This window comes from Aquihabitans sp. McL0605, from assembly GCF_049993875.1.
GTDB lineage: Bacteria > Actinomycetota > Acidimicrobiia > Acidimicrobiales > Iamiaceae > Aquihabitans.
On the sequence record NZ_CP188252.1, the window covers coordinates 3,047,305 to 3,070,827 of the forward strand.

Sequence of the window (23,523 nt, forward strand, 5' to 3'; positions counted from 1 at the left end):
GCTTCGTGGTGGAAGGGCGGGGAAGGGTCAGGGACGGCCGGTCAGCTTGAGATCGAAGCTGAGATCGCCGGTGTAGCGATCGTTGCCGTGGACCTCCACCGCGATGGTGTTGGCGCCGGGCACGAAGGCCGACGCCGGGACGCTGATGCTCACGGGCGTCCGCTCGGCGGTGCGGTCGGTGATGGCGACCGGCGCCTTGGTGGTCCCGGTGACCGGGCCGGCGGGCATGTTGTCGCGGCCCACCTCGACCCCGTTCACGTAGACCACGGCGCCGTCGTCGCGGATCAGCTCCGCCAGCACGCTCTGGAACGCCGCCGGATCGTCGACCGTGACCGTGATCCGGAAGTAGCCGGTCAGCGGCCGGGGCGCGGCGGCCGTCGAGATGACGGTCTTCTCGTCCCCGTCGCCGAACCCGAGCTCGGCGGGGCCGGTGGCCCAGGTGCTGTCGTCGAAGCCGGGGGCAGCCCACCCGGTGGCTTGGCCGGCCTCGGTGAACGACCAGCGCCACACCGCGCCGTAGGCGAGCAGCGCGCTGTTCACCTGGGCCTTGGTGGCGACCGGGCCCGATGGTGCGGTGTTGCCGTTGGTGTCGTAGGCGGTCACCACGTAGGTGTGGGCGCCGGTGGTGTCGACCTCGCCGTCGACGTAGCCCATGGCGGTCGGCCCGGTGGCGGCGATGGTGGTGCCGTCGCGGGAGATCAGGTAGCCCCCGAGCGCGGTGTCGTCGGTGGCCGCGGTCCAGGTGAGGTCGACCCGGCCCGTGGAGGCGGAGGCGCTGACGCCCGGCGCGGCGGGCGCCTGGGCATCGCCGCCGGACCCGTAGGTGGTGGCTTCGAGGTCGAAGAACCCTCGGGTGGCGCCGGCGGTCATGGCGTGCAGCTCCACGGCGATGCTGTTCGACCCGGCGACGAGCATGGTGCCCGGCACCACCACGGTGTTGGTGGCGGTCTCGGCGGCGCCAGCGACGTACGCGGCGGCCGGCGAGGTGGACGTGATCTTCCCGGCGGGCATGTTGACCCGACCGGCCTCGACGCCGTTCACGTAGACCACCGCGCCCGTGGCCACCTTGAGCCTGAGCTCGACCACGCGCACCGATGCCGGGTCGGCCACGTCGAACGACGAGCGGAGGTACGCGGTCTGCGGCTTCGCGGTGAGGGTGGTGGCCAGATCGGTGGTGCCCCAACCCAGGCGGGCGGGGCCGCGCTTCCACGCCGAGTCGGCGAAGGTGGCCGACCTCCACGCCGTGCCCTGATCGGCGCCGGAGTCGGCGTAGCGCCAGGTGCTGCCGAACGCGATGGCGGTGGCGATCTTGGGCGACGGGCCGTTGACGCTGATCGGAGCCGGCGCCGCGGACCGGTTGCCGCGGGCGTCGACGGCGCGCACGGTGTAGCGCTGGGTGCCCGTCACGCTCGGGTCGTCGTACGACGTGCCCCAGACCGTGGCGATGACCCGGTCGTTGCGGTACACGTCGTAGGACACGGTGCCGCTGTCATCGGTCGACGCGGCCCAGCTGACGGTGGTGCCGCCGCCCGAGGGGGTGGACCGAAGGTTGGCGGGGGGCGTGGGGGCGGTGGCGTCGGCGGCGCAGAAGCGGGCGAACCCGCCGAGCCAGTCGGTGGCCGCGTCGCCGGAGTAGGCGCCGCGCACGAGGTCGCCGCCGACCCACAGGCAGCCGCGGCTGTCCTTGTCGATGGCCCAGATGCCCTCGCCCTTCTCGCCCTTCAGGCCCGAGGGGTACCACCCGGTGTCGTACTCGAAGGTGCCGGCATCGAACGCGCCGACCAGGTTGATCGCCTCGACCGAGCGGAACCCGGTGGGCGAGGACCAGTTGTTGGTGCCCTGGTACACCCAGTCACCGCAGTGGCAGCCCAGGTACACCTTGCCGTCGAACAGCTCGAGCGCCTGCGTGTCGCCGCCCTGCTTGGTGATGGTGGAGTCGATGAGCTTCGTGCGGTCGCGGTCCCACACCTGGTCGTCGTGCTCGGAGCCGCCCACCATGATGCGCCCGTCGCCCAGGTCGAGGACGGCCTGCTGGTACTTGGCGCTCGATCCGGTCGACGGGATCCACGCGCCGATCCCCGGGGTCGGGCTCCCGGTGGCGGCATCGGTGATGCCGAAGTAGCCCTGGTTGGTGTCGCCGTTGATGTCGGCGAAGTAGCCGGCCATCAGGACGCGGGCGCCGTTGTCGGTGACGCGGAGGTCGACCGTCGATGCGGAGGGCCGCGGCCGCCACGTTCCGGGGTTGCCGTTGGCGGTGCTGAGGCTGATGGCGTTGGTGACCGAGATGGTGCTCCACGTCCCCGCGGTGACCCGGTTGAAGGTGCCGGCCGCGTACAGCGTGGTGCCCCGGAGGGCCAGGGCCCGCACCAGCGGGCGGGACCCGTTGGACCGGGCGATGTTGGCCTTCCAGCCGGTGATGACCTCACCCGTCCTCGGGTCGAGCGCGGCCAGGCCGGCGGTGTTGGCGACCCCGTTCACGTTGGTGAAGTCGCCGGCGATGATCAGCTTCCCGTCGGGGGTGGCGACGATGTTCCACACGCGGCCGTCGACGGTGGGCCGGAAGCTGCTGATCCAGTTGCCGTCGAGGTCGAACGCGGCCAGGTGCGCTTGGGCGACCGGCGAGGCCGTGGGGCCGTTCTGCACGCCGGTGAAGCGGCCGCCGACGAAGGTGCGGTCGGCGGTGACCTTCATCGCCAGGACCGTGGTGTTGTAGGGCTCGATCGTGGGCTCGTCGGTGTGGTCGAGGCCGACCACGCCCCACGGTGCGGCCTCGGACTTGCTCTTCAGCTGGGCAGGCAGCGGCTGGGCGGGCAGGCCGGCGCTGGGCAGCGGCGTGAAGCCGGCGGCGTCGTTGGCGACGCGGGGCCGGATCCACACGCGGGTGAAGGCCAGCGGGCTGCCCTCCGTGCCGTAGGTCCACAGGTGGTTCGACGCCGCGTTCGAGCCGCCCTTCACCCCGCTGCCGAACGAGAAGCCCTGCACCTTGTGGTGGTTGGCCCAGGCCGTGGTGAACAGCTGCCGGGCGCCGGTCACACCGGACAGCGCGTTGGTGGTCTGGCCGTACGCGGTGGTGGTCGTGTTGGCGGTGTTGGAGCCGAGGTAGGTGGTGCCGTCGATGGCCACCTTGGTCAGGAGCTGCCCCGCCGGGAGGCTCCAGGTCCAGTGCTTGGACTGCGGGTAGAGCCGGTAGTCCTGCCGGGTGCTGCCGTCGGTGGCGGTGGAGCGCTCGAGGCGGATGCCGTCGGTGAGGGTGTCGACCGTCTGGCCCGCCAGCAGGTCGTTGATCGTGCCGGTGTCGAGCGCAGCGGGTGCGAACGCCGCCTGCCCGTCGGTGGTCCCGCGCACCGTGGCCGCGCTGCCTTGGCCGAGCGGGTTGAACGTCCAGCCGTCGCGGCCGCGGCCGATGAGGACCCAGCCGCCGCCGTCGGTGGCCATGTCGCACCAGAACTGCTGGGGCCGGGCCAGCGCGGCGCTGTTGAGCCAGTAGGTGCCGGTGGCCGACGAGGCGTACTGCTGCTTGATGCCCCAGCACGAGGCGCCGGCCGTGGCCGGGGTGGTGCCGTCGCCGGCGACCGCGTCCGCCGCCGAGGCCGAGTTGGTGCGGACGGCGTTGACGAGGGGGATGGCCGCCAGGAGGGTCAGCGAGGCCGCGACGATCAGGGTCCGCTTGCTCGGTCGTTGCACTCGCATGGCTTCCGGGGTACCTCAGCGTGGCCAGGGCATCGGCCGGCCGAGCAGCTGCTCGACCGCCTCGATGTCGTCCTTCAACGAAGCGCGCAGCGCGGTGCGGACCTCGTCATCCATATCGGCACTGGGCTCGCTGTTGAAAGGCTCTGGCCTGCCCAGGTCGTGGCGAGGGAGGTGGACCCGGTCGGTGATCTGGTCGCAGAGCTCCTGGGGGTCGGCGTAGAACTCCTCGGCCGGCGCCACCAGCACCTGGTCGGGCCCGAAGGCTCCGATCCAGCGCTCGAGCATGGGGGCGTAGCGGCTCTGGGCCACGTAGGTCTGGTGCCGGTGCGCCATCGAGATCACGCTCGGATCGGCGAGCATCCGCTCCTCCTCGCCGGCCGTCCGGTCCGCTTCCGCGGCGATCGCATCGGCGAAGGCGAGCGGCTCGGTGTGGTTCCGGCGCTCCTTGTAGTGCGAGAACGCCCGCTCGACCGGGTCCCGGAGCAGGGCGACGATCAGCGCGTCGGGGACGGTCTGGTGGGCGCGGGCCGGGGCGTGCGGGTGGAACAGGTAGTACGGGCTGGCCTCGAACGCGATGGGCTCGTAGCCCAGCTCCATAGCGGCGCGGGCCCGGGTGCGGTCGGTGGGGAAGTGCGACCGGTACCAGCGCTCGCCGTGCGCCCACTCCTCGTCGAAGAAGTAGGTGCCCTTGATCTGCTCGGCCCGGGGGAAGGTCGGGAGGATGCCCGGATGCGAGTCGAGGTACTTCCAGAGCGACGTGGTGCCGCCGCGCTTGGCTCCGACCACCACCAGCTCGGGACCGCGGCGGCGGCCGGCCGTGGCCACGCCGTAGGCGCGCAGGGTGGCCTTCCCGGCATCGGTGAGGGCGGTGCCGGCGCGGCTGCGGCGCACCTTGGTGAGCAGGGGGGCGTCGGTCGTGTCGAGCGTGCGCCCTCCCGCGGCCCGGCCGCCCGTGGTGGCGGGGGAGGTGGTCATCCTGGATCCTCTCGGTGCGACAGGCCCGCGGCGATGCCGAAGAGCACCACCTGGGGGAGCAGGCCGTAGAACGGAACTTGCACCAACCCGATCACGAGGGCCAGGTGCGTCCACCACCCATCGGCCGTTCTGACGCGTCCTGAACGCAGCACCTCGCCGGCGAGCCACGCGAGGAACAGCGCCATCCCCACGAACCCGTGGACGTACATCAGGTACCACAGCATCCCGTGGGTGCCGATGGGCGGCAGCTTGGGGTCGGCGCCCTCGGCGCGCTTGGGGGCGCCGTTGCCGATGAGCGGCGACTGGAGCGCGCCGTGCCACGCCTCGCCGTAGAGGTTGGCGCGGGAGTCGTTGGACTTGGTCGAGTTGTCGATCTTGTCCTGCACCAGCCGCCCGGCGGGCGTGATGACCAGGAGGGCGGTGACCGCGATCATCGTGCCGACGAGGACGAAGAACGGCCCGAGCTTGCCGCGCAGCGCCTTGCGGGCGGCGTAGTAGACGAGGGCGACGCCGAGGCTGATCCAGAGCCCCCGGTTGACCGACACGAGGATCGGGATCACGCCGGCGAGGCCGAGGGCGTAGCCGATCCGGCGGCGGCGGAGGTCGGGCTGGACGATCCACGACCGGATGAAGAACGGCGTGAGGATGCCGATGGCGGCGCCCCAGCCGTTGGTGGCGTTGAACGGCGCGGCAGGGCGCGGCAGCGGTGAGCCGGTGAGCGCGGACTGCGTCTCGGCGAACCGCCATCGCGAGACCTCGTCGACGAAGCCCATCCGGCCGATCGGGCCCAGGATGATCTGGAACGGGGACCGCTGGACGAAGTCGGGGAGCAGGATGCCGAGGTACCCGAACACGACGAGGCAGATCCACAGCGCCGCCATCCAGTCGATGATCTGCATCGACGGCACCCGCTCCTCGGGCACGTTGACGAGCCACACCAACGTGGTGAGGGCGCCGGCGAAGAGGAGCCAGCGGTACAGGAAGAGCAGGTACCCGGTGCCCGAGCCGATCATCGCCGTGGACAGGAGGATCCAGCCGAGGAACAGGATCAGGGGGATGGTCGACTTGGGGAAGCGGACCTTGCGGTCGCTGAGGATCCGGGCGCCGAACACCACGGCGGGCAGGCACCACACCAGGCCCTGCAGGCCGAGCAGGTAGGCCAGGGGCATGGCCGCGGTCATGGACCACAACGGCCAGGTGGCCAGCGTGGGCCGCAGGCTCCGCGCCCGTGGGGTGGGGCGGGGAACCGGGTCGGCGTCGACCGCGTCCCCCGTGACGGTCACGTCCAGACGACCTCGGTGACGCGCACGTCGGCCTCGGCGAGCGCGGTGGCCACGGCCTCGGCCTGCGGCCGTTCGTCGGGGCCGACGATCATGGCGGTGCGCCCGACCCACTGGCCGAGGGCGGTGCCGGCCGCGGTGCGGCTCGGCGAGGGGGCGACGAAGATGACGGCCTCGTAGCGCTCCCGGCCGGCGCGGGTGACGAGCGAGTCGACCACCGCCCGGCGCAGCAGGCCGGCGGCTTCGGCCGAGCCCTTGGGCCGGAGCCAGGTGACCGTGGGTGCGGCGGACAGCGACGCATCGCCGGCGGTGGCGGGCAGGCCGGCGGGGCCGGCGATGCTGGCGCCGGAGGTGACCAGGTCGGCGAACGACACGACGCTGTGGGCGTGGCGCAGCTCGCGGTCAGAGGATCCGGCCAGCACGAACAGGGCGGGGATGCCGGCGAAGGCCAGGCTCGAGGCCAGCTCCTCGGCGAGGGCCACGGGGGGCTCCATCCCGGCGCCGATCACCAGCGCCGACACGGGACGGCCGGGCGCGCCACCGGCGACCAGCTCGACGGCGAGGCGGTCGATGGCGGTGTCGACCTCGGCCGGCGAGGCCTGGGTGCGCTCGGCTCCCGGCATGATCCGGATGTTGGCGCCGGGGACGATCTGCTCGACGCGGCGGCGCCCTCCGCCCAGCCCGTCGCGCCGGTCGATCAGCCAGGCGACGCCCAGGCCCATCAGCACGAACAGGCCGAACACGCCGACGCCCTTGCCCATGGCCATCTTCGACGTGGTGGCCGCCGGCAGGCTGGCCTTCCGGTAGAAGACGCCGACCGTCTTGGGGTCGAACTGGTTCAGCTGCGAGGCCGAGGCCTGCAGCGTCGACAGGTTGTTCTGCGCCGCCTGGGCGGCCACCTGGGCCTGGGTGCGCTGGGCGCTCTGGGGCGGCGCGGCGTCGACGGCGGCCTGCGCGTCGGTGAGCGTCTGCCGGGCATCGGCGATCTGCCTGTTCACGCGGGAGAGCGACGAGTCGACGGTGTTCTTGGCCGCCGACTCCCGTGCGCTCAGGTACCCGGCCGCCACGGCGTTGGCGCCCTTCTGGGCCTGCTCGGCGCTGTCGCCGGCGAACGTGATGGCCATCGAATCGGACTTGGTGGTGGTGTCGACGGCCACCACGACGCGGCTGAGGATGGCTCGGTTCTCGCCGCTGAGGTTCAGGGCCTTGCGGACCGTCTCGGCGACCGCGTCGGACTTCACGAGCTCCTTCTCGGTGGCGATGTCGACCTCGTCGCTCTTGTTGCCGGGGTCGAACTCGTTGATGGTGATGGGCTTCACCTGCACGCGAGCGGTCGCGCTGTACGAGGTGGGCGCGCTGGAGAAGACCAGGTAGCCGGCGATCAGCCCGACCGCGGCGAAGCCGACGATGATGGGCCATCGTCGGGTGATCATGGCGACCACGTCGCCGATCCGGAAGCCGGTTTCCAATTCGCTCATTCGGTCCTCATGCCTAGGTCTGCGGGTTCAGGATCGGCGGCGGATGCCGTTCCACAAGGCATCCAGGTGGAGTTCAGACCGCACGAGGGTGAGGCCGATCGCGTACGCGAAGACGCCGACACTACTGGTGACCAGCAGTCCGGAGACGTCGTCACCCAGCGTGATGCGGGCCCCGAAGCCGATCAGGCCGATCGTCACCGCCGACACCGCGACGGCCACCGCCGCCGGCCGGCCGAGGGTGGCGATGCCCAGCGAGCGGCTGGTCTGCCACCCGGGCAGCAGCGCCGCCACCAGGATCGTGGCGCCCCACGTGATGCCGGCGGCGGTGATGCCGTGGGTGGGGACGAACAGCAGGTTGCCGCCCACGTTGATCACCACCAGCACGAGCGTGTTGAACATGGCCTGGCGGCTGCGGCCCGCCATCAGGATCACGGCAGGCACCGGTCCGACCGGTGCCGTCACCAACATGGCCACCGAGATGGCCACCAGCGCCCCCTTGGCCTGCACGACCTCGGGCCCGAACACCCGCAGCAGCGGCGTGGGGAACAGGGCGGTGACCAGGTACAGCGGCCACATCACCGCGGTCTGCCAGCCCGACACCACCTTCAGGAGCTGCGACGCCTCGTGCTTGAGGCCCTTCGAGAGCAGCCCGCTGATCTGCGGTCCCGTGACCTGCATCAGGGCCGCGGCGGCGTAGACGCCGGGGAGGATGTAGCGGGTGCCCGAGGCGTAGATGCCCGCGGCGGTGGTGGACACCAGCACGCCGATCAGCACGGTGTCGATCCAGTTCACCGCCACCTCGGCCGTCTGGCCGATGGCGCGCGGCGCGGTGAAGGCCCAGAACTCGCGGGCCATGGCGAGGTCGGCCGGGATCGGGGTCAGGCCCTTGTTGGCGGTGGCCCGCTTGACCCGCTTCCACATCGACCGGGAGGAGAACCACAGGGCCACCACGGTGGTGGCCGCCCAGGCGGCGCCGACCCCGACGGGGCCCATCCCCAGGCCGACCGCGATCGCCACCACCATCGGCAGCGCCGTGGCCCGGCCGACCCGCTCGATGACGGTCTGGGGGATCATCGTGTTGAAGCCGCGGGTGCCCGACACCAGCACCGAGTGCAGCGTGGCGAACGGCATGAACAGCGCCATGGCCCGCAGCACGTGGGCGACCAGCTGGGTGTCGCCGTCGGAGGCGAGGAGCTGTGCGAACGGCTCGGCGAGCACCCAGAGGACGGCAGCGAAGAACACCGAGGCGACGGCCACCGGCACCACGGCCACGATCACGGTGGCCCGCAGGCGCTCCTGCTCGTTCATGGCCCGGTCGCGGCTGATCATCCGGACCAGGCCGGTGCCGCAGCCCAGCTCCGCGACGGTCTCGAGGATGTTGAAGATGGCGATGGCGACGAGGACGATGCCGGCATCGGCCGTGCCCAGCACCCGGTTGAGCACCACGAGCAGGATGAAGTTGGCGGCGCCGTAGACGATCGAGCCCACCAGGTTCAGGGCCCCGCCGCGCGCCACGGCACCCACCGATCCGGGCGCCGCGGGGGCTGGTGCCGCGGTCGTGGTGTCCTCGGGGGCGGTCACGCGCCGGCCCCGATGGCGGCGGCGGCGGCCGTGAGCAGCTCGGGCTGGTCGGCGGGCGGCGATCCGCCCAGGCGCTCGAGCTCGGCGCTGCGGGTGATCAGCATGGCGACGTGGGCGTCGGCCTGCCACGCGGTCGCTCCCCGGCGGGCGGTGGTGAGGGCCTCGGCGATGGGGCGGCCCTGGACCACACGGGCGTGCTGGTAGGCGCCGTGGACCTCGTCGAGGCCGACGGGCGCTCCGGGCTCGGAGTACTCCCAGTCCCATGCGACCAGCCCGCGGTGGCAGCGGGCCAGGTTCCACGGCACCCAGTCGCCGTGCCAGCGGGCCCACTCGTGCTCGTCGCCGTCGTGGCGCTCGGCCACCCGGTCGAGGAGACGGTCGACGGCGGGCTGGTCGGCGCACGCCGTGCGCCGGTCGGTCCACCAGGGCGCGTCGAAGGGCGTGGCGGTGGTGGTGCCGTCGAGCTGGCGCACGGCCCAGGCCGACGGCGCGCCGAGCGGGAGGCGGCGCACGTCGGCGGGGAGCGGAGCGACGACCGCGATGCGGATGCCGTCCCAGGTGGTCTCGGCGATCAGGTCGGGGACGACGAGCCGGGGGTCGGGGTCTCGGGCCCATGCTCGGAGGGTGGCCGCCTCGGTGGCGACCAGCCGGTCGGCCACGGGGCCCAGGCCGATCTTCACGAACGCCGCCGGCGTGCCGTCGGGGCGGAACACCTGGAGGGTGGGCTTCCACACCTCGTCGATCGACCCGAGGCCGACGCCGACCGCCAGGCCGGGCTCCTCGTCGGGGTCGTGCAGCAGGTCGTCGAGGTGGGCGAGCAGCGATCCGGGCCCGGTGGCGGCGGTGAGCTCGCGACCGATGACGACGCGGGCCAGGCGGGCCTTGAGCGCCAGGCCCACGGCGCCGCGGGTCACGCGGGTCCGGGCATCGCGCAGGCCGAGGTAGGCGAGGCAGGCCTCGGCGGTGGCATCGGGGAACCCGACGGGGACGAGGAAGCGATCGGACACCACGCCGAGGCGCGTGCGGTCGGCGGCGGCGTCACCGGCCGGAGCGGCCTGCAGGTCCAGCAGGTCGGTGACCGCCGCGAGCGAGGACGACGGGCGGCTGCGAACGGTCACAGCCCTCGGCCGCGCTTGTTCAGCGCGGCGCTCAGCTTCTCGGCGGGGACCCCGGCCGCCACGGCCAGCGCCAGCACCGCGCGCGGCTCCTTCCACGACCAGCCGAGGGTGGTGCGCACCTGCCGGAGGGCGTCCTTGCGGCGGCCCTGGGCGGCGATGGCGATGGCGATCTGGCCCTCGATGCGCGCCCGGCCTCTGGGCTCGCTGGAGAACTCGGGGTTGCGCTCGAGCACCTGGCCCAGCGCCGCCTCCCAGTCGGGCCACTGGTCGCGGAAGTGCGACTGGACGATCCAGCGCATGCGCAGCAGCGGCTCGGGATCGACGACCACGGGCTGGTGCCGGGTGGCGCGCAGCATCCAGTCGTAGTCCTCGGCGTAGCCGCCGGGGATGTGCTCGTCGAGCGGGCCGATCTCGTTCCAGAACGCCTCGGCGCGCACGACCGCGGTGCCCATGTAGGCCTCCATCCGGCGCGACCGGAGGAGGTCGGCGTAGCGGAGGATGCCGTCGGTGCCGCGCCGGGGGATGACGTTGCCGTCGATCAGCACCTCGAGGCCGGTGGTGGAGCAGTCGGCGCCGGTGTCCTTGAGCAGGGCGAGCTGGCGGCGGGCCTTGGCGGGGAGCCAGAGGTCGTCGTCGTCGCAGAACCCGAGGACGGGGGCGGTGGCCGCCTCGGCGCCGCAGTTGCGGCTGCCGGGGAGGCCGTTGCCGTGGTCGTTGAACAAGATCCGCACGGGCCGGTGCGGATCGTCGCTGGCGAGCTCCCACTCGGGCTCGTTCTTGTCCCACACCACCAGGGTCTCGATGGCGCCGGGGTGGTCCTGGCCCACGACCGCGGCGATCGCCTCTCGGACCTGGACCGGGCGCGCGTAGGTCGAGATGATCACGCTCAGGTCGGGGTCGACGGGATCGGTGCCCGCGGGATCGGGCGGCGTCCGGGTGCTCACTGGGCCCTTTCGAGGGTGGTTGGCCTGGTACTCCACCCTGACAGGTCGGCTACCGGCGCTCGTTGATGAGGCCGTCGACGTTGCCCCAGCCCGTGGGGGCGACGAGCAGGCCGTCGTCGACCAGGGCCTTCGGCACGTTGAACCCGTACCGCTGCTGGGCGGGCAGCCCGCCGGGCTCGCGGTCGAAGGCCAGGCAGCCGGTGAGCGACAGCTCGGCGCCGGGCACCACGTGGAAGCCGTCGGCCGTCGCCGCCGTCCCGCCGACGTCGGCCATGCCCGCGGTGTCGGCGATGCAGCCGCTGAACGTGTTGCGGGCGGCGCTGATCAGCCAGCCGTGGCCGGCGGTGTCCTGCGCCTCGCAGCCCACGAACGAGTTGCGGCCGGTGGCGATGTGCCACCCGTACCCTCGGCAGTACCAGGCCTTGCAGGCGTGGAAGTGGAGGTTGGCGGCCCCGATGCCGTCGGAGCCGTCGATGGCGACGCCGACGTAGAACCCGGCGCCGCCGGTGCCCGAGGTGGTGGCCTCGCACGCGATCCACGTGTTGTCGGGCGCCTCGATGCGGTAGCCGTGGCGGCCGGCGCGGCGGACCCGGGTGCGCGTGGTGGTGCACGCCTGGGTGTCGGTGCCGCGGTACACGATGCCGTCCTGCACCGGATCGAGCACCCACAGGTCGTCGAACCGGCACGCCGCGTCGGGCTCGCCGCGCAGGTTGCCCGAGGTGCCCACGATGTCGATGTCGATGCCGGTGACGGCCTTCTTGGCGGCGTCGACGACCAGCTCGGCCAGGGTGACGCCGCCGATGGGCCCGCCGGCGCCGACCGCCACCACGGCGGCCATCGACGTGGTGGCGACCACCACGGTGCGCTCGCCGATGCCGCGGATGGTGCAGCCCGGCGTGGGGACGAGGGGCCGGTCGACCGGGTACGAGCCGTCGCCCAGCTGGATGGCCCGGGCGCCGGCGTCGATGGTGTCCTGGATCGATCCGCCCGGGGCCACGTAGTGCCAGGGCCCGCCGTCGCCACCGGCGACGCTCCCGGCGGCGATCCGGGGGGCGGCCTCGGCATCGTCGGAGCTGAGGGCCACGGCGGCGGCGCCGGCCCCTGCCCCGGCGAGGGCCGCGGCGACGCCGGTGATGATCGTGCGGCGCGTGGCCGTCCGGGGCGCCGGCTCGTCCGCCGCCGGCTCCTCGTTCACCCGCTGAACCGGGAGGCGTAGCGGTACGAGGCGCTCAGCGAGTCGATCAGCGCCCGCTGGCTCATGGCGGCGCTGGCGGTGAGGACCGAGGGGGTGGGCGCCTCCCGCAGGAGGCCGAACCGGGTGGCGATGATGCGCACGGTGGTGGCCGTGCTCTTGCGGTACTCCGATGAGTCCGACAGCGACAGCAGCACGTCGCCCCGGCGCTCGCCGGCACCGAGGCGGTGCAGCCAGAAGTCGCGGCCGCTCGGGTCGGGGTCGCGGTGGAAGACGTTCTGGTACAGCTGTGTGAGGAACGCGCCGTCGTCGGTCAGGGCGCCGTAGCGGCCCTCGAACTCCGAGGAGCTGGTGAACTGGTTGGCGATCCAGCCGGCGCTGCGCCCGCCCCACCGCTGCTGCACCCAGTAGGCGAGGCCCGCGGTGTCGGGGTTGCGCAGGAACGCGGCGCGGTAGAGGCGGATGTTCATGCCGGCGTTGCGGTCCCACGTGTCGGACGCGGCGAGCGCGGTGATGAGGTCGGCACCGGGCTGGCCGGCCAGCTTGGTGCGCCACGACGACAGCTGGCCCGCCGACGGCTGGTGGCCCGTGAAGTCGCGGTACTGCTGGGCGATGAAGGCGCTGCCGTCGGGGTTGAACGGCCCGAGCCGACGGGTGCGGGCGATCCACGACGACGTCGTCGTGAGCCGCTGGTACACCCCTGGGTGGCCGGCTTCGGCGCACCCGATGCCGAACGAGACCGTCCCGATGAGCCGCCAGCTGGTGTCGGGGGCGCGGACCAGGAGCGGGCCGCCGGAGTCGCCCGAGCAGCTGTCCTTGCCGCCGCTCATCGGGCCGGCGCACAGCATGTTGGAGGCGTGGTACTCGGTCATGTTCCCGAACGGGTCGGTCTTGCCCGGCGGGTAGGCGGCGGTGCAGGTGGCGTCGCTCTGCACCGGGAGCCCGACGGAGCGGAGGTCGGGCGAGATGGTGCGCGACGGTGGCGGGCTGGTGAGCCCCCAACCGGCCGCGGTGGCCGCCGCCCCGGTGTCGTCGAGCGCCAGCTCGGCGCTGGAGGTCCCGATGACGGCGACGGCGGCGGAGCTGGTGGGGCGGGCCAACCGCAGCAGGGCCACGTCGTCGTCCTGGTCGGCGACGTCGTACGACGGGTGCACGTAGATGGCGGCCACCCGGAGGCGCTGGCCTCCGGTCCCGGTGAGGCTGGTGGTCCCCGTCAGCACGTCGTACTTGGAGGGGCCCACGTAGTTGCCGTACTGGCTGTCGGGGTACTCGTCGTCCTCGTCGAGCAGGCAGTGCGCGGCGGTGAGCACCCACGAGTGCGACAGGACGCTGGCTCCGCACGCCAGCCCGGCGGTGCGGCTCTCGCCCCGCCGCAGCAGCGCGGCGGCGAACGGGAACTGGCCGGCGGTGGCCTTCGTGCCGCCGATGATGTTGGTCTCGACCGGAGGCAGGTCATCGGCGGTGGCGGGGCTGGCCGGAGCCGTCAGCGCACCCCCCAGGACGACGGCCAGGAGCAGGCAGATCGTCCATCGGGGGGCAGCGAGCACCGCACCACGGTACCGGTCGCCCTCACGCTCCTGATGGCGGTCACCCGACCGGGTGAGGCGCGTCGAGCTGCAGCGGCGTCCAGAACGGGAAGGCGAGGTGGGCCACGCCGAGGTGGTCGACGATGCGCCCGCTCGTCCGGAACCGCTCGATGCAGGTCCGCACCGCCGCGGCGCCGCCGGCCATGGTGACGTAGTCCGCGAGGGGCAGCAGCAGCGGTCCGGCATCGGCATCGCCGGGCCGGATCACCGCGTCGACCTCGAGCGTGGGCCGGCACGGGTTGGTGCCGTCGATGAGCCCGCAGTGGTAGACGATCCCCTCGAACACGGAGAACGCGCGGATGATCACCCCGCTAGGTTCGCCGTTCGTGCCCGGCCCCGACAACCCCCCTCCGGGCCCCTCCGACGACGAGCTCCTGGCCGCGCACGCCGCGGTCCTGGCCGATGCGATCGAGCGGGCGCTGCCGGGCTGGGTGGTGCGCTGCGTGCACGACCTCGCCGAGGCGTGGCGCCCCGGTTCGTCCCGGGCGCTGGCCGGGGCGGCGGCCGACGCCGGGCGTGAGGCGGCGGCCCAGGTGGGGCCCGAGGTGCGCGCCCTGCTGGAGCAGGACGTCGACGCTCAGGCCACCGGTCCGCTGGCGGTCCTGCGGTCGGCCGTGCGGTACCCCACCCAGGTGCTGGCCGGCGCCGGGGTGCCGCCCGTGGTGCGCGACGAGTTCGCCGAGCGGGCCTTCCCCGACGACGTGTACGGCCTGGCCCCGGCCTCGTTCGCCGATCTCCACCCGGCGCTGCACGAGCCCGGGATCGTGTGGGGCGCGGCCAAGGCCCACGTGGTGCTGGCCCGCCGGCGCGCGGAGGGTCGCCGCTGAGCGGGCAGGATGGGCGATCGTGGCGGGCCGGTCGCCACGGTCTGGAAGAGATCCGAAGATTTCTTGGCGTCGCCGTCATGACGGCGGCCTTCGGGGGTTTGACCTCGTAGTGAAGTCTCTCTGGGCGAACGTGAGACCGCATCGTCCTGGCCCCGACCCCCGTTTGACGCTGTGACCTCCACCGAACCCCGCGCCGCCCACCTGCCCACCGGGGCGCACGACGATCCCCGAGACGAGGCCCTGCTCCTCGACGCGGCCCGCGACGGGTCGGCCGGGGCGTTCGGGATCCTCTACGAGCGCCACCGCGCGCACGCCGTCGCCACCGCCCGCCGGGCCCTCTCGCAAGGCGACTCCTCCGCCGCCGAGGACGTGGCGGAGGTGGCGTTCCTGCGCGTCTTCGCGGCCGTCCGCAACGGCAAGGGGCCCACCGACACGCTGCGCTACTACCTCACCACCGCCGTGCGGCGAGAGGCGTGGCGCACCCAGCGCCGCCGTCGCCGCCAGTCGGAGGTGGTCGAGCTCTGGGCCGTCGATGAGCCCACCGCCGCCGAGCAGGAGCCGGTGGCGCCCGAGCCGCTCGACGACCACGACCCGTCGGCCCACGTGCTCCTGTCGGAGGCGTTCCGAGGGTTGTCCGAGCGGTGGCGCAACGTGCTGTGGCTGACCGAGGTGGAGGGGCGCAAGCCGGCCGAGATCGCCCCGATGCTCGGCGTGTCGGCCGGCACCGCCTCGGCGCTCGCGTACCGGGCCCGCCAAGGCCTGCTGACCGCCTACCTCGACGCGTACCGCCACCACGGCGTGGACGATGCGTGCGCCGCGCTCAACGGCCGCCTCGGTGCCTATGTGGCGGCCGGCTGCATCCCTGAGGGCTTCGACGACGTCGTGGCCCACCTCGAGGGCTGCCCGTCGTGCCGGGACGTCACGCGAGGGGTCGACGTCATGGGTGGGGCGTTCCGCGCCGTCGCTCCGTTCGGCCTCCTCACGGCGGGGCTGTGGGCGAAGGGCCTGGCGGCCACGGGCGCCGCGGCGGGAGCGGCCGGCGCCGGCGCGCTCGGCGGGGTGGCGGTGGCCGGCCACGCATCCGCCGGTGGTGGCGCGGGCGGCGGTGGTGCGGGTGCCGGCGCCGCGGCGGGCGGAGCCGCAGCCGGCGGGATCGGCACCACGGTGGTGGCGGTCGTCGTGGTCGTCGTGGTGGTGGCCGCTGCGGCTGCGGGCCTGGCCGGCGCCGGCCGGTCCCCGGGGCCTGGTGGCCCGGACGAGGCGGCCGCGGTCGCCACCACCCGGGTCGTGCCGTCCAGCAGCGTGGTGACGAAGCCCACCTCTGCCACCTCGGTCGACGCCGCCAGCACCTCGTCGCCCTCGGCCTCCCGCTCCGAGCCCACCATCACCACCGCGGTGCCCTCCACCGCGCCGGCCACCACCGCGGTGCCCACCACGGCCCCGCGATCGGTGGTCCCGGCATCACCGAGTCCCGGGGTGCCGGCCACCACCACGCAGGTGCCGCGCCCCACCACCACCACCACCACGGACCCGGCCACCACGACCACCACCGTCGTGGCGCCGCTGGTCCCTGCTCGGCTCACCGGTCGCGCCACCAGGCCCCACCCCGAGATCGGCCAGGCCGACCTGCCGGTGCCCGGCGTGCTGGTGGAGGCGTTCGACCACGACGGCGTCCTGGTGCAGGCGGCCTTCACCGGCTCCGACGGCAGGTGGGAGCTCAAGGACGTCGCGCCCGGCACCTACCGGGTGGTGGCGGTGGTCTCGGCGGCGTACGCGCCCGAGGACGGACCCGATCCCTGGCAGGGCGCCGCGTTCTGGAGCACCGACCTCGGGGCCATCGAGCTCGCCGGCCACGACATCGACCTCGTCGACCTCCGCCTCCGGTTGCGCTGACCTCGAACCAGTTCGCGCCGATCGTCATGATCCGGCGTCGGGTCGACTTGCCCCGGTGATGGCCAAGCGCACGAGGACCCTGCTGGCGCGCCCCGAGGCGCGGTCGGCCGAGGCGCGCTACTGGCCCGTGTTCGACCGGGCGTCGGGTCGCATCCGCGGCGTCGAGCTCGCCGCCGCGATCGGCACCGATGGTCCCGGCGACGACCTGTTCGAGGCGGTGGCCACCGAGCTCGCCGGGGGCATCGCCGCCGAGCTCGGCTGGTGGGTGTCGGTGCGCCTCGACGGCCGCCGCGTCGCGTGGCCGGGCACGCCGTACGTGGTGGCCGATGTCCTGCGCCGCTCGGGGCTCCACCCGGCGCGGCTGGTGCTCGTGGCCGACGAGGCCGACCTGGCCGAGGGCGTGCGCGCCGGATCGGTGGCGGCGCTGGCCGCCCTGGGCGTGCGGTTCGCCGTCGCCGACTTCGGCTCGGGTGCGCTGCGGCCCCAGCAGCTCCGCCACATCCCGGTCGCCTGCCTGCGGCTGAGCCTCACCGGCCTCATCCCGTCCGACGGCGCCGACGTGGCGCTCCTGCGATCGGTGGTCGCCGGCGCCGAGGCGCTCGAGATGGAGGTGCTGGCGGCCGACGTCGAGACCGATGACCAGGTGGCCCTCGCGGCCCTCGGCGGGATCTCGCTGGTGCAGGGCTACCTCTGGGGGAGCGCCGGCCCGCTGGCCAAGCTGCTCAGCACCTGGGCGCGCTCGGCCTGAACGGTCAGTGCAGCTGCCAGGCGTCGTCGGGATCGGCGAGGCGGTCGACGGCGGGGATGAGCTGGCCGTCGCGGAGGTCGGCCAGGGTGACGTGCTCGAGCACCGCACGGAGGTTGGCCCGCACCGCCACCCAGGCCCGTTGGAGGGCGGCCAGGTCGTCGGGGTAGTCGAGGGCGTCGGGCCGTTCGCCTCGCACGTCGGCCAAGGGGCCCTCGGCCGCACGGATGATGTCGGCCATCGTGATCTCGGTGGGCGGGCGGTAGAGCCAGTAGCCCCCGTCGGCGCCCCGCACGCTGCCCACGATCTGGCTCCGCTTGAGGTCGGCCAGGATGTGCTCGAGGAACTTCGACGGGATGTCCTGGGCCTCGGCGATGGCCTGCCGCGTGAGCGGCACGGGCCGGGAGTCGTCGGTGGGGTAGGCCCGGGCGAGCTCGATGGCGGCCCGTACGGCGTAATCGACCTTGGCGGTGATCCTCACGTGTCGTCCTCGCCCTCGAAGCGCCGCCAGCCGGCGTCGGTGATGGATCTGGGCTCGAAGAACAAGCAGAACTCCGGGCAGGCGAAGGGTGCCTTGTCGTTGGCATCCACGCGACATCGCTGGACCTGCTCCCCTGACGCCACGGTGCGCGTGGAGTAGTGGCGACAGTCTTGACGCACGGCCATGGCTCCAGTTTCGCACGGTCGTGCCCAAACCACCGTTTCTGAGCGAAGTGCGGGGGATTGGCCTCGGGCCTGGGCCGGGGATCGGTAGTCTGCGCCGCATGGCAGACCGCTTGGTGGTCATCGGCGGTGATGCCGCGGGCATGACGGCCGCCACCAACGCGCGCCGGGGCCGCCCCGACCTGGAGATCGTCGTGCTCGAGAAGGGCACCTACGTCTCGTACTCGGCGTGCGGCATCCCCTATCTCGTGAGCGGTTCGGTCGGTGCGCTCGAGGACCTGATCGTGCGGACGCCGCAGGACCTGCGCGACGCCTTCCGGATCGATGTGCGCACCCGTCACGAGGTGGTCGGCATCGATCTCGACACCCGGCGGCTCGAGGTGCGGGCCGTCGACCAGGAGCGCACCCTCCACCTCGGGTTCGACCTGCTCCACATCGCCACCGGCTCGCGGCCAATGCGCCCCGACCTGCCGGGGATCGACGGGCCCGGCATCTACGGCGTGCAGACGCTCGACGATGCGCGCGCCCTGCTCGACGCGGTCGAGGCCGGCCGCTGCCGCGCCGTGACCGTCGTGGGGGCCGGGTACATCGGGCTGGAGATGGCCGAGGCGTTCGTGCTGCGCGGGGCCAAGGTCACCCTCGTCGACTCGAACGCCCAGCCGATGGGGACCCTCGATCCCGACATGGGCGTCCACGTCGGCCACGCCATCCGCCGCTTCGACATCGACCTGCGCCTCGGGACGAGGGTGCAGGGGTTCGAGCCCGGCCGGGTCCTGACCGCCTCGGGGCCGGTCGATGCCGACCTGGTCGTCCTGGGGCTGGGCGTCGCGCCCAACTCGGCGATCGGGCTCGACGCCGGCCTGGAGGCCGGCGCCAAGGGGGCCATCAAGGTCGACCACCGGCAGCGCACCAGCCGGGAGGGGATCTACTCGGCGGGCGACTGCGCCGACACGATCCACCAGGTGAGCGGCCAGCGGGTGCTGGTGGCGCTCGGCACCGTCGCCAACAAGACGGGTCGCGTGGCCGGCGTCAACCTGGGTGGCGGCTACGCGAGCTTCCCGGGCGTCCTGGGCACCGCCGTCACGCGCGTGTGCGACATCGAGATCGCCCGCACCGGCCTGAGCATGGCGCAGGCCGACGCTGCAGGCATCGAGTACGAGGTGGGCTCCGTCGAGGCCACCACTCGAGCCGGCTACTACCCGGGGGCCAAGCCGCTGCACGCCAAGGTGCTCGCGGAGCGCGGGACCGGGCGGCTCATCGGTGGCCAGCTCGTCGGCGCCGACCGGTCCGGCAAGCGGATCGACACCCTGGCCACCGCCATCACGGCGCGGATGACGGCCACGCAGCTCGTCGATCTGGACCTCGCGTACGCCCCGGCGGTGTCGCCGCTGTGGGACGCGTTCCAGCTCGCGGCCCGCTCCACCCTCTCCTAGCTCCCCGCCCGGCGGCAGCCCGATGGAGCGGGCGACAGGTTCGTGGCATCGACGCGCCCGCGACGCGTTGGGTGCCGGTCAGGAAGGGAACCAACAGAGAACCGTCAGAGTTGTGAACGCATTTGCTCAGACGAAACACCGGGAACACGGGGAGGCAACGTCGCCCGGACCAAGATGTCGCCATTCTTTCCCCAACTGAGAGGTGCTCCCGTGGACGCAGGCAACATCGCCTGGGTCATGATCTCCACCGCCCTGGTGCTGTTCATGACCCCCGGCCTGGCGTTCTTCTACGGCGGCATGGTCCGTGCGAAGAACTTCCTGGCCATGCTCATGCAGAACTACTTCGCCATCGGGTTGCTGGCGGTGCTGTTCGCCTTGGTCGGGGCATCGCTCGCGTTCGGCAACTTCGGTGACGGAGGCTGGCTCGGGAACTTCGACTACGTCGGCCTCAAGAACATCGGGATGACGAACGATCAGTTCGGGCTGCCCATCCCCGACATCTTGTTCATCGTCTTCCAGATGACGTTCGCGATCATCACGCCGGCGCTCATCACCGGAGCGACGGCCGACCGGCTCAAGTTCGGGGGCTACGCCCTCGTCATCGGGATCTGGTTGCTGGTCGTCTACGCACCCGTGGCCCACTGGGCGTTCGGCGGCGGCTGGCTCGCCAAGATGGGTGCCCTCGACTTCGCCGGAGGACTCGTCGTCCACGTGAACGCCGGAGCCGCCGCGCTCGCCGTGCTGATGGTCATCGGGGCCCGCAAGGGGCACGGCAAGGAGCACATGCCACCGCACGCCCTGCCCTGGACGATGCTCGGCACCGGGATCTTGTGGTTCGGCTGGTTCGGCTTCAACGCCGGGTCCGCGCTGGCCGCCGACGGCATCGCCGCCCAGGCGTTCATCAACACCCTGCTGGCGCCGGCCGCCGCCATGCTCGGCTGGCTGCTGATCGAGCGGGTGAAGGGCAAGTCGCTCACCACGCTGGGTGCGGCGTCGGGAGCCGTGGCCGGCATGGTCGCCATCACCCCGTGCGCCGGGTTCGTGGGCTCCATGCCCGCGATGATCGTCGGCTTCGCCGCCGGCACGATCTGCTACCTGGCGCTCGAGATCAAGGAGAAGATCAAGCTCGACGACGCCCTCGACGTGGTGGCCGTCCACCTCGTCGGCGGCATCTTCGGGTCGCTGGTCCTGGGCCTGTTCGCCGACAAGGCGATCAACCCGGCGGTCACCCACCCCGGACTGTTCATGGACGGCGGCAGCCTCGAGCTGCTGAAGGACCAGGCCGTCGGCACGGTGGTCGTGTTCGCCTTCTCGTTCGTCGTGACCTATGCGATCGCCAGGGGCGTCTCGGCCACCATCGGCCTGCGGGTGGATGAGGAGACCGAGGACATCGGGCTCGATCAGGTCCTGCACTCCGAGACCGCGTACAACAACCTCTAGAAAGGGACGTCATGAAGAAGATCACCGCAGTGGTGAAGCCGTACCGGGTCGACGAGGTCAAAGAAGCGCTCAAGGGCGCAGGCGTGGCGGGCATGACCGTGACGGAGGTCCAGGGCTTCGGCCGGCAAGCAGGCCACACCGAGGTCTATCGAGGCGCCGAATACCAGGTCGACTTCGTGCCGAAGGTGCGGTTCGAGCTGGTCGTCGAGGAGTCCCAGGTGCAGGCGCTGGTCGATGTGATCGTGGCTGCTGCTCGAACGGGCAAGATCGGTGATGGAAAGATCTGGATCTCCGAGGTGGAGAGCGTCATCCGCATCCGCACGGGAGAGCAAGGTCCCGACGCAATCTGACCCGAGCAAGGACCCCGCATGACGTTGGCAACCGATCGAGACCGGCTGCTGGCTGACGGGTCCTTGCGAGGGTGCGCGTTCGCCGAGGCGTGGCGGGGAACGGTCGACCCCTGGCTGGTCGACCGCTTCACCGCCGCCACGGCGGACCACCCCGACCTCGACGTGGCCCTCGTGGCCGTCGGCGGGTACGGCCGGGGCGACCTCGCCCCGGCCTCCGATCTCGACCTGCTCCTGCTCCACCGGGGCCGGTCGGCCCCGGCCGAGGTGGCCGAGGGCATCTGGTACCCGATCTGGGACGAGGGTCTGAAGCTCGGGCACTCGGTGCGGACCATCAAGGAGGCGCTCGACCTCTCCTCCGAAGACCTCGACACGGCCACGTCGCTGCTCACCATGCGCCACCTCGCCGGCGACGAGACGCTCACCGCCGAGCTCCAGACGGCGGCCGCGGCCCAGTGGAACAAGCGCGCCAAGCGGTTCCTCGCCATGCTGCGCGACTCCGTGGCCGCCCGTCAGACCCAGCAGGGCGAGGTGGCCTTCCTGCTCGAGCCCGACCTGAAGGAGGGCCGGGGCGGGCTGCGCGACATCCACGCCCTGCGGTGGGCGCAGGCGGCCCGGCCCGTGCTCGAGGACGGCGACGCCGAAGCCCTCGCCGAAGCCGAGCGCACCCTGTTCGCGGCGCGCGTCGAGCTGCACCGCTCCACCGGTCGCGTCGGCGACCGGCTCACGCTCCAGGACCAGGACGCGGTGGGCGCCGCCCTCGGCATGTCGGCCGATGAGCTCATGGCCGGCATCGCGTCGGCGGCCCGCGTGGTGGCGTGGATCGCGGACGAGACCTGGGACCGCGTCGGAGCCAGCCTGGCCACATCCATCAGCCTCCTCGGCTGGCGCAGCCGGGAACGGGCCCCGGGCATGGTCGTCCGCGAGGGCCAGCTCACGCTGGAGGGCAGCGTCGACCCGGCCAACCGGCCCGAGCTCATCCTCGAGGTCGCCGTGGTGGCCGCCGACAAGGACGCCCGCATCTCCCGGGCCACCCTCGCCCGCCTGGTCGAGCGCTCGCCGATGCCGGTGGAGCCGTGGCCCGAGACCCTGCGGGCGCGCTTCATCGACCTCCTCCTCTGCGGCCACCACGCCATCGGGGTGATCGAGGCGCTCGACCACACCGGGCTGTGGGAGCGCTACCTCCCCGAGTGGGCCAGCGTGCGCAACCGGCCCCAGCGCAACGCCTACCACCGGTTCACCGTCGACCGGCACCTGCTCGAGACCGCGGCCAACGCGGCCGCGCTCGTCGACCAGGTCGAGCGGCCCGACCTACTGGTCATGGGGGCACTGCTGCACGACATCGCCAAGGGCCGGCCCGGCGACCACACCGAGGTGGGCATGGAGCTCATCGCGCAGATCGGCCCCCGCATGGGCTTCGACGCCGACGACACCGCCGTGCTCGTCGACATGTGCCGGCACCACCTCCTGCTGCCCGACGTCGCCACCCGCCGAGACCTCACCGACGAGACCACCATCACCACGGTGGCCACCGCCGTCGGCGACCCGGTGCGGCTCCACCTGCTCGCGGCGCTGACCGAGGCCGACTCGCTGGCCACCGGCCCCGCCGCGTGGGGAACGTGGAAGGCCGAGCTGGTGCGGGAGCTGGTCCGCCGCGTCGACCACCACTTCGAGGGCGGCGCCCAGTCCTCGCTGTCCACCATCGACTTCCCGAACGCCCACCAGGCCGCCGTCATGGCCGGCGGTGAGACGGTGGTCGAGACCAGCGGCCTCACGGTCACCGTCATCACGGCCGACCGTCCCGGCCTGTTCAGCCGGGTGGCCGGCGTCCTCGCCATCGAGGGGCTCGAGGTCCGCGCCGCCGACGCCACCGCGGTCGACGGCATGGCGCTGGAGATCTTCCAGGTCACGTCGCGCTTCGGTTCGCTCATCCCGTGGGACCGCATCACCGACTCGCTGCACGCCGCGCTCGAGGGGCGCATGGCCATCGAGGCCCGGCTCGCCGCTCGGGTCCGGGCCTACGCGCCGAAGGCGTCGCGGCCCGACCTGCCGCCGCCGGCGGTGCGCTTCGACGACGCGGCCTCCACCGTCGCCACGGTGGTCGAGGTCCACGCCCGCGACCGCATCGGGGTGCTCTACAAGGTGTCGCGGGCGTTCGCCGAGTTCGACCTCGACGTGCGCACCGCCAAGATCCAGACCCTCGGCGACCTCATCGTCGATGCCTTCTACGTCACCCACACCGACGGCACGCTCCTCACCGACCCTGCCCTCCGCGCCGAGCTCGAGCGCTCGCTCCTCCACGCCGTGACGTGAACGAGCCCCCGGTGCTCG

General features: G+C 72.9%; 18 protein-coding genes. 7 read left to right on the top strand and 11 right to left on the bottom strand.

Annotated features, from left to right (window positions below; all coding sequences use genetic code 11):
- Positions 1-27: 27 nt before the first annotated feature.
- The 10 genes from ACPPVX_RS14080 to ACPPVX_RS14125 are packed head-to-tail and all read right to left on the bottom strand — an operon-like array spanning position 28 to position 14,151.
- Positions 28-3,690: a fibrinogen-like YCDxxxxGGGW domain-containing protein gene (locus ACPPVX_RS14080; RefSeq protein WP_426571193.1), complete on the bottom strand. Its 3,663-nt coding sequence runs from the start codon at positions 3,688-3,690 to the stop codon at positions 28-30.
- Between the two features lie 15 nt (positions 3,691-3,705).
- Positions 3,706-4,665: a sulfotransferase gene (locus ACPPVX_RS14085; protein WP_426571194.1), complete on the bottom strand. Its 960-nt coding sequence runs from the start codon at positions 4,663-4,665 to the stop codon at positions 3,706-3,708.
- A complete protein-coding gene (locus tag ACPPVX_RS14090) occupies positions 4,662-5,948 on the bottom strand; it encodes an O-antigen ligase family protein (protein WP_426571195.1) in 1,287 nt (428 codons plus the stop codon). The genes ACPPVX_RS14085 and ACPPVX_RS14090 overlap by 4 nt, the downstream gene beginning before the upstream one ends.
- The gene (locus ACPPVX_RS14095) at positions 5,945-7,423 is read right to left on the bottom strand and encodes a Wzz/FepE/Etk N-terminal domain-containing protein (RefSeq protein ID WP_426571196.1); all 1,479 of its coding nucleotides are present in this window, start codon (positions 7,421-7,423) and stop codon (positions 5,945-5,947) included. The genes ACPPVX_RS14090 and ACPPVX_RS14095 overlap by 4 nt, the downstream gene beginning before the upstream one ends.
- 27 nt (positions 7,424-7,450) lie before the next feature.
- Entirely contained in the window at positions 7,451-9,004 is a 1,554-nt protein-coding gene (locus ACPPVX_RS14100) for an oligosaccharide flippase family protein (RefSeq protein ID WP_426571197.1), read from the bottom strand.
- Positions 9,001-10,122, bottom strand: a complete 1,122-nt coding sequence (locus ACPPVX_RS14105; RefSeq protein ID WP_426571198.1) for a hypothetical protein — start codon at positions 10,120-10,122, stop codon at positions 9,001-9,003. Before ACPPVX_RS14105 ends, ACPPVX_RS14100 begins: the two co-directional genes overlap by 4 nt.
- On the bottom strand, positions 10,119-11,066 hold the full coding sequence (locus ACPPVX_RS14110) for a glycosyltransferase family 2 protein (RefSeq protein WP_426571199.1): 948 nt from the start codon (positions 11,064-11,066) through the stop codon (positions 10,119-10,121). Before ACPPVX_RS14110 ends, ACPPVX_RS14105 begins: the two co-directional genes overlap by 4 nt.
- Before the next feature lie 49 nt (positions 11,067-11,115).
- On the bottom strand, positions 11,116-12,261 hold the full coding sequence (locus ACPPVX_RS14115) for a hypothetical protein (RefSeq protein WP_426571200.1): 1,146 nt from the start codon (positions 12,259-12,261) through the stop codon (positions 11,116-11,118).
- The gene (locus ACPPVX_RS14120; RefSeq protein ID WP_426571201.1) at positions 12,258-13,805 is read right to left on the bottom strand and encodes a trypsin-like serine protease; all 1,548 of its coding nucleotides are present in this window, start codon (positions 13,803-13,805) and stop codon (positions 12,258-12,260) included. The genes ACPPVX_RS14115 and ACPPVX_RS14120 overlap by 4 nt, the downstream gene beginning before the upstream one ends.
- A 40-nt stretch (positions 13,806-13,845) precedes the next feature.
- Positions 13,846-14,151 (bottom strand): hypothetical protein, encoded by a 306-nt coding sequence (locus ACPPVX_RS14125; RefSeq protein WP_426571202.1) that lies wholly within the window; start codon positions 14,149-14,151, stop codon positions 13,846-13,848.
- 19 nt (positions 14,152-14,170) lie between these two features.
- On the opposite strand from ACPPVX_RS14125, the gene ACPPVX_RS14130 reads away from it, so the two are divergent.
- The 3 genes from ACPPVX_RS14130 to ACPPVX_RS14140 all read left to right on the top strand — a co-directional run bounded on the left by ACPPVX_RS14130 (position 14,171) and on the right by ACPPVX_RS14140 (position 17,312).
- On the top strand, positions 14,171-14,671 hold the full coding sequence (locus ACPPVX_RS14130; protein ID WP_426571203.1) for a hypothetical protein: 501 nt from the start codon (positions 14,171-14,173) through the stop codon (positions 14,669-14,671).
- A 171-nt stretch (positions 14,672-14,842) separates the two neighbouring features.
- On the top strand, positions 14,843-16,564 hold the full coding sequence (locus ACPPVX_RS14135) for a sigma-70 family RNA polymerase sigma factor (protein ID WP_426571204.1): 1,722 nt from the start codon (positions 14,843-14,845) through the stop codon (positions 16,562-16,564).
- A 58-nt stretch (positions 16,565-16,622) separates the two neighbouring features.
- Positions 16,623-17,312 carry an EAL domain-containing protein gene (locus tag ACPPVX_RS14140; protein ID WP_426571205.1) on the top strand — a complete coding sequence of 230 codons (690 nt, stop codon included), beginning with the start codon at positions 16,623-16,625 and terminating at the stop codon, positions 17,310-17,312.
- Positions 17,313-17,316: 4 nt separating this feature from the next.
- Here the strand turns inward: ACPPVX_RS14140 and ACPPVX_RS14145 are convergent, their stop codons facing one another.
- On the bottom strand, positions 17,317-17,790 hold the full coding sequence (locus ACPPVX_RS14145; RefSeq protein WP_426571206.1) for an RrF2 family transcriptional regulator: 474 nt from the start codon (positions 17,788-17,790) through the stop codon (positions 17,317-17,319).
- 283 nt (positions 17,791-18,073) lie between these two features.
- Here ACPPVX_RS14145 and ACPPVX_RS14150 point away from each other — a divergent pair, with 283 nt between their 5' ends.
- From ACPPVX_RS14150 to ACPPVX_RS14165, 4 genes are all read left to right on the top strand, one after another.
- Positions 18,074-19,405, top strand: a complete 1,332-nt coding sequence (locus ACPPVX_RS14150) for an FAD-dependent oxidoreductase (protein ID WP_426571207.1) — start codon at positions 18,074-18,076, stop codon at positions 19,403-19,405.
- A 210-nt stretch (positions 19,406-19,615) separates the two neighbouring features.
- On the top strand, positions 19,616-20,845 hold the full coding sequence (locus ACPPVX_RS14155) for an ammonium transporter (RefSeq protein ID WP_426571208.1): 1,230 nt from the start codon (positions 19,616-19,618) through the stop codon (positions 20,843-20,845).
- Between the two features lie 11 nt (positions 20,846-20,856).
- On the top strand, positions 20,857-21,195 hold the full coding sequence (locus ACPPVX_RS14160; RefSeq protein ID WP_426571209.1) for a P-II family nitrogen regulator: 339 nt from the start codon (positions 20,857-20,859) through the stop codon (positions 21,193-21,195).
- An 18-nt stretch (positions 21,196-21,213) separates the two neighbouring features.
- Complete coding sequence (locus ACPPVX_RS14165) at positions 21,214-23,505, top strand: [protein-PII] uridylyltransferase (protein ID WP_426571210.1); 2,292 nt, start codon at positions 21,214-21,216, stop codon at positions 23,503-23,505.
- Positions 23,506-23,523 lie beyond the last annotated feature (18 nt).

Bases quoted from the DNA above. Each gene is read 5' to 3' on its own strand.
- ACPPVX_RS14165 (WP_426571210.1), top strand. From the start codon at position 21,214: ATGACGTTGGCAACCGATCGAGACCGGCTGCTGGCTGACGGGTCCTTG.
- ACPPVX_RS14150 (WP_426571207.1), top strand. From the start codon at position 18,074: ATGGCAGACCGCTTGGTGGTCATCGGCGGTGATGCCGCGGGCATGACG.
- ACPPVX_RS14160 (WP_426571209.1), top strand. From the start codon at position 20,857: ATGAAGAAGATCACCGCAGTGGTGAAGCCGTACCGGGTCGACGAGGTC.
- ACPPVX_RS14095 (WP_426571196.1), bottom strand. From the start codon at position 7,423: ATGAGCGAATTGGAAACCGGCTTCCGGATCGGCGACGTGGTCGCCATG.
- ACPPVX_RS14140 (WP_426571205.1), top strand. From the start codon at position 16,623: ATGGCCAAGCGCACGAGGACCCTGCTGGCGCGCCCCGAGGCGCGGTCG.
- ACPPVX_RS14085 (WP_426571194.1), bottom strand. From the start codon at position 4,665: ATGACCACCTCCCCCGCCACCACGGGCGGCCGGGCCGCGGGAGGGCGC.
- ACPPVX_RS14080 (WP_426571193.1), bottom strand. From the start codon at position 3,690: ATGCGAGTGCAACGACCGAGCAAGCGGACCCTGATCGTCGCGGCCTCG.